Source organism: Alteromonas sp. 14N.309.X.WAT.G.H12 (genome assembly GCF_036697315.1).
Classification (GTDB): Bacteria; Pseudomonadota; Gammaproteobacteria; order Enterobacterales; family Alteromonadaceae; genus Alteromonas.
The window spans coordinates 1-5,927 of sequence record NZ_JBAHZB010000017.1; the positions used below are offsets into that span (position 1 = coordinate 1).

General features: G+C 46.1%; 5 protein-coding genes and 1 pseudogene. 1 reads left to right on the top strand and 5 read right to left on the bottom strand.

The features are described from left to right. Nucleotides 1-198, top strand: a pseudogene (locus V5298_RS07475) (ACP phosphodiesterase); the annotation flags it as partial. 8 nt (nucleotides 199-206) lie between these two features. Here the strand turns inward: V5298_RS07475 and minE are convergent. The 5 genes from minE to V5298_RS07500 form a co-directional block, all read right to left on the bottom strand. Then, a complete protein-coding gene (minE, locus tag V5298_RS07480) occupies nucleotides 207-461 on the bottom strand; it encodes a cell division topological specificity factor MinE (RefSeq protein WP_332930838.1) in 255 nt (84 codons plus the stop codon). Then, complete coding sequence (minD, locus tag V5298_RS07485) at nucleotides 461-1,270, bottom strand: septum site-determining protein MinD (RefSeq protein ID WP_332930839.1); 810 nt, start codon at nucleotides 1,268-1,270, stop codon at nucleotides 461-463. Before minD ends, minE begins: the two co-directional genes overlap by 1 nt. A gap of 29 nt (nucleotides 1,271-1,299) precedes the next feature. Next, entirely contained in the window at nucleotides 1,300-2,055 is a 756-nt protein-coding gene (gene minC / locus V5298_RS07490; RefSeq protein WP_332930840.1) for a septum site-determining protein MinC, read from the bottom strand. A gap of 184 nt (nucleotides 2,056-2,239) precedes the next feature. Beyond that, complete coding sequence (locus V5298_RS07495) at nucleotides 2,240-3,643, bottom strand: zincin-like metallopeptidase domain-containing protein (protein ID WP_332930841.1); 1,404 nt, start codon at nucleotides 3,641-3,643, stop codon at nucleotides 2,240-2,242. Nucleotides 3,644-3,969: 326 nt separating this feature from the next. Next, nucleotides 3,970-5,927, bottom strand: a 1,958-nt coding sequence (locus tag V5298_RS07500) for a cellulose synthase subunit BcsC-related outer membrane protein (protein ID WP_332930842.1), incomplete at its 5' end; no start/stop codon positions are given.

Here is a 5,927-nt window from a genome sequence, read left to right on the forward strand (position 1 = left end):
GTTTATCGCACCCTTGAGGGTGTGGATGAGGTGATACAACGCACGGCTGCCCGTGTTAGATTTGACAACAATTTCGCCAATAGCCTTGACGACGTGATGCCCCTTTATGACGAGCTGAACCACCAATTTCCGGCATTCTTTGTACAATTACAACAACATATAAAAGAAAAGGGCCCCGAGAGCCCTTTATCTGTGTAATGAAAAACTTAACGTTCCGGTATGGTGATATTGAGCTCCAGCACACTGCAGTCGTCACTGTTGTCCAGTTGTACCGACACATCATCCTCAGCAATTTCCACGTATTTGCGGATAACCTGCAATATTTCCTGTTGCATCATGGGTATATAGTCAGGTTGAGAACGCTTTCTGCGTTCATGGGCAACGATGATCTGCAACCGTTCTTTGGCAACGGCCGCGGTATTTGGCTTCCCTTTCTTCAGCAGATAATCGAATATACCCATTACTTACCTCCTAGCAATCGCTTGAAGAATCCTTTTTTCTCGACATCAAGAAAACGATGTTCAACGTTTTCTCCTAGCAATCGCTTGACCGCGTCAGCATAAGCTTGACCGGCATTGGATGTATCATCAAGAATAACGGGGGACCCTTGGTTCGATGCTTTTAGCACCGCTTCTGACTCTGGGATCACGCCAAGTAGCGGTACCGCCAGAATTTCTTCCACATCTGCCACGCTTAGCATCTCGGCCGTTTCTACGCGCTGGGGATTATAACGGGTCAACAGTAAGTGTTCTTTCACTGACTTCCCTTGCTCAGCACGCATGGATTTACTTTGTAAAATGCCCAAAATACGATCGGAATCCCGTACCGAAGAAACTTCTGGGTTAGTGACAACAATGGCTTCATCGGCAAAATAAAGGGCCATTTGTGCCCCTTGTTCGATCCCCGCCGGTGAATCACAAATGATAAATTCAAAATCTTCAGCTAAATCGTTCAGAACTTTCTGTACGCCTTCCATCGTCAACGCGTCTTTATCACGCGTTTGAGAGGCCGGCAGAATAAACAGGTTATTGGTGCGCTTATCTTTAATCAGCGCCTGATTTAACGTGGCTTCTTCATTGATCACATTAACAAAATCATACACAACGCGACGCTCACACCCCATGATCAAGTCAAGGTTTCGCAAGCCCACATCAAAATCAATCACCACGGTTTTATGACCGGCTAAAGCCAGCCCTGTTGCAATAGCAGCACTGGATGTGGTTTTACCCACCCCACCTTTGCCTGATGTAACTACAATTATTTTCGCCATTTTCAATCCCCAAACGTGTGGTGCTTTGATCAGTGTAGTTTTTCCACCACCAAAGCATCCTCATGTAAATAAGCCTGTGCCGGTTGCTTCCAGCACTGTTGTTGTATGTTTTCCTGCATCACAAATCGTCCGGCAATGGAGACCAATTCCGCTTCCATCGTATGACAAAAAATGCGGGCCGCGGTATTCCCTTTTACGCCGGCTAATGCCCGCCCCCGTAAGGTACCATAAACATGGATGTTTCCATCAGACAATATTTCAGCACCTTCGCTGACGGCACCAAGTATAACCAAATCACACCCTTCTGCATAAACTTGCTGTCCTGAGCGCACAGGACGAGAAACAATTTTCGCAGGTTTAAAGGTATCAGCTGGTGAGGCCGATGGTGGGGGTGTTTTTTCTTCCTTTTTTACCTCACGGTTAGCAGCATCCGCCGTGGTCGCTTTTTTTTCTGAGCGCGGCGCTAAGGCTTTTTCGCTCAGTTTACTCTGACTTATATCCGCCATACCTAAATCTTGGATCACTGCTTTGAGCTCCTCGGTGATCCCTTTTACCGCCATAGGTTGCAAACCATGGCGGCGACACAAGACCACAAGCAACTCAAATTCAGTGGCCGACAAGAGTAAACCAAGATGAATGATCAACGATGAGCGGGTAAAAAAGTGGGGCGCACTGGCAACCTTCGCAGCCAGTTGGGTTTCGAATTCATCGGGTTCAAACTGAATGACTTCCAACACTATGCTGGTAAGTGTGGTGCCTTTCATACGAAAGCACGATTCTGTCATGTAGCATATCCTGAAGTTATAGTGAGTATCCCGCTTCCCCCTTGCGACGCAAGGAGGAACGAGATCACAACTCTACCAAAATCCAGGATCCGGGCAAGCCAAAGGCGACTGACACGCCTATGAATGTTTATTTTTTAAACAAATTTAACGCCATTGCCACCGTTTTAGCTAAAATGGTGTTTTTTTACCGCTCTTCAGGCAAAAGATACTGACAAACTTGGTTTGCACAATCCGATGCCTCGGCAACAATCTCAAACCGGGCAAGCGGCGCCAGTTCATCTAGCCAGTTTCCGATTCGTTGAACACTGGTTTGACAGGGTTTGCGATCTAAACCAAACCTCACCGCCAAATTGGCACTGCCCAACTCACTGACCAGGGTCGAGAATGCATCAAACTGCACCGGATGGGTAAGATGACCGCCCACATTCATCCGTTTAGGATGGCCAGCCCATTTCATCAGTAAGGGCAACAGGGTGGCATAATAGGCTTCGGTCATATGTTTGGCGTATAAACCGGTCACCGGCGGCATTTCAATATAATCCTCTTTGGGATGCCAACAGGCAGCTTGCCCTTCCCGAATATCCACCTCCATGCGTTGTAGTCGATCTTTTAACAACGACAAGGGAGAGACCTCGCCCTCTTCATAGGACAAGGCGTTGAAATTGGTTAAGCAACTGGCGTTGTATACCAGTTGTATACGATAACCAGACTGGGCACTACCCTCATCACCGTCACCGTCATGCAAAGACAATTCCGATGAGGACATAGAATAATAGTGAAACACCGGTGCTGGCACCGCATCTTTTCGCAGTTTGTAGCCTTGTTTTTTCCACTGAGTCCGGGTGGCCCACAGATTACTGGTATACCCATAGGTACGTGACGCCATAGACAGCATCAACCATGACCACATGGACTGATAAGGGATCTTGGAACGTACATTAAACTGGGCAATGAGCTCAGGTTGTTCAATCCAGCGTAAAATACAATCACTATCTTTAAGTAAAAGGCCTTCAAGCAACTTAGGATACTGGGTTTCATCAATATCCCAGCTCTCGTTGTTTAACACAATAATATCCGCCAAGATTTGACACCCTGCTACCGGATGGCGGCGTAAAAAATAATGTAAGCTTTTTGCCGAACAGATATCTTTTGTGGCAATGTCCAAATCGTTGATATACAAGATCCAAAAGTGCAATTCTTTTAATAAAGCCTGCAACTCTTTACGGGACACATCTTCCCATGGGCTAGGCGCTTGTAGATCAAATATTTTACTGACCTGAGTTTCATTATAAGCACCGGCAATTTTTTCCAAAATAGCCTGATACGACAGACCCAACCGGTCTTCGATATCGGCAATCTGTTTACTGATATCACACAGATTCGAAACGCTGGCATTTAAACTTTTGTCATGACCAAGAAAGTGAACAGGCCGGGCACTGTTTGCTGTTTTTGCCACAAACCGACTAAAAGGATCACCACCGCTAAATTTCGCAGACATTCGTAACAGCGTTTGCGGGCTGAAACCTGTTGCCAGGGAACACTCCAATTGCAACGGATAACTCTCGCGAAATTGGGAAAGGGTTAACATATTTACATCCTTCTCTATCGTTTTAGGCCCGATGTCGCTGCATTAATCTAATAACGGAAAACAGCTGGGTCCTAATATGAGAAGGAGTGTAACTAACTGGCTAAAACTGTTCGATATGGAAAATGATAATCATATGTCTCTGTAGATAAGTACTATAACCATAAAACCTCATACTTTTACATTAAGCTGACTAAAAACAGACGTTTAGACGAATTTGACTTTACATTGCCTTCGATTTAAAACGCAGAATTATTAAGTTTCTATTTAAAAGTATTGCTTAATAGTTGAAATGCCGACAAGACTACCAGGGGATTTTTTTATACCACTTAAAGGGCAAACCCACTTAAACGGGGGGAGGATAAAAGTAACTCATCGCTGAGTACGCCATTCCCTTTGCCACCACGCCATCTTATTTGTATACCGGCCTCAAATGACTGATATTCCACGGCAAAAGCTTTCCCAACATAACCGGCAACGATCCAGTTTTTAGTTAATCGGTATTGCCCTTCTGCCATTAAATTGCCACTTGCGCCGGTGGTTTGGTTGTCCCCTAATGAGGGACTATCGCCACTCAACTCCTCCGGTGTAGAGAGAGGAAACCGTGGTTCATCTTGCTCTTCAAACCGAGAGACACCCAAAGCGCCTTTTAGTTTCACCTGCCATCTTTGGGTTTCTAGGGTAAGTAATTCTGTATAGGCCCCCACACTGACAAAGTAATCCGGACTAAAATAGCCACCATTTCCATAAGTAAAGCCACTTAAATTATGACTGTACGCCGTATAACTCACAAAGGGCCCTACCCGCCAATAGTCCAGTATGGGGGACACCCGCTCAGCCAAGTTGTACGCTAAATCAGTTCTAAGGGAAAACCCATTATTATCTTTTACCCCCTCACCGGTTAACCGACTCAGTTGCAATGTACCGGATAATGACAGGTTGTGAGTCAGCCCATAGGCGGCTAACAATGTAACCTGGTCTTCCATCACATATCCCCACGGCTGTTCATGGTTGGCGTTATAGGTACCGGTTTGGCTAAGCATACTGTCTTCTTTGGCCTTTCTGATCACCGACGCCGCCAGGGTCACCTTAGGTAAAAACCAACTGGCCGAAAGTTGGCCGGTAAGGTTAGTATCTACCGGTTGGTCAAACATACCGTAATTAACATGGGTGTAAAAATTCCAATCCTTTGCTTGATAGGACAGTTCGCCACGTATGTTCTGATCTTCAAACCCAGTGATCCCGTTAAAGGGAGTCGACAACTGGCCGTCTGCAAACCACGCGTTTTGTTGCACCTCACCGGTATAAAACTGAACCACGTCCAACCCCACATGCCACTGCCAATTATGGTAGACATCGCCAATGCCAATGGTTTGGGTCAATACATCAAAGTTGCCAAGCCCTTGCTCTCCTGAGCGGGAACGTGTGGTTACCCCATAAATCACACTAAAACTATCTCGGGTTTGCGCATCGGTAATTCGTTTATCGCCACTCAAGTAGGCCAATAAAAATTGTTTACGCCACCAAGTCCTTTCGGCAACACTGGCCCGTCGAATTCGATCTATAGCGTCAAAACGGGCTGACAGTTGTTCAAGTACATCCTTGTTGTTCTCGTTCAGGCGGATAAGTTCCTTTGCAATGACCTCGTCATCGGGGGAATGATGCAAAACGGTTTCAAAGGCTGCAGTAGCGATGTGTGATTGCCCGTCTTTGGTGGCCGCCCAACCTAAAAGACTTTGCTCATCCACGCTAAGTGGGCGCACTTGCTGTAATTGTTGTGCCGCATGGATACTTTTTTTGTACTGATGATCCTGGTAAAAATCAAATTGCTGTTGAGCGAAACTCTCTGCACACCGCTGAATAAATACCTTGGTGTTGATTTGGCATGCCAAATCAGCCGCTTGTTGACGACGACCTTGGGACCACAAACTCAAATACTGTCCTTCCTGATGTTCAATGAGGGTAAATAATTCATGGGCACCACTATATTTTTGCGCCTTGTACTGTTGCCAGGCAGCCCCTTCAATGACCGATAAGACAAGGTCGCCATGGTCGCCGTTTAACAGTGTTTGCAGCAATGGTATATTATGCGTATTAAGCGCCTGTTGTGTTTTTATACGATATAGACTGTTAGCGCCCTGCTCTGCCGACTGTTTATCTTCTTTTTCTTTAGCCACTGCCGTAGCACGCTCAAACTGCTGTTGTGCAATGTCCAGTTGCCCTCTATCCAGTGCAGCCCACCCCAATAGCAAATAAAAATCAGCACGATGCAAGGTATGGCCAACAC

Bases quoted from the DNA above. Each gene is read 5' to 3' on its own strand.
- minE (WP_332930838.1), bottom strand. From the start codon at position 461: ATGGGTATATTCGATTATCTGCTGAAGAAAGGGAAGCCAAATACCGCG.
- minD (WP_332930839.1), bottom strand. From the start codon at position 1,270: ATGGCGAAAATAATTGTAGTTACATCAGGCAAAGGTGGGGTGGGTAAA.
- minC (WP_332930840.1), bottom strand. From the start codon at position 2,055: ATGACAGAATCGTGCTTTCGTATGAAAGGCACCACACTTACCAGCATA.
- V5298_RS07495 (WP_332930841.1), bottom strand. From the start codon at position 3,643: ATGTTAACCCTTTCCCAATTTCGCGAGAGTTATCCGTTGCAATTGGAG.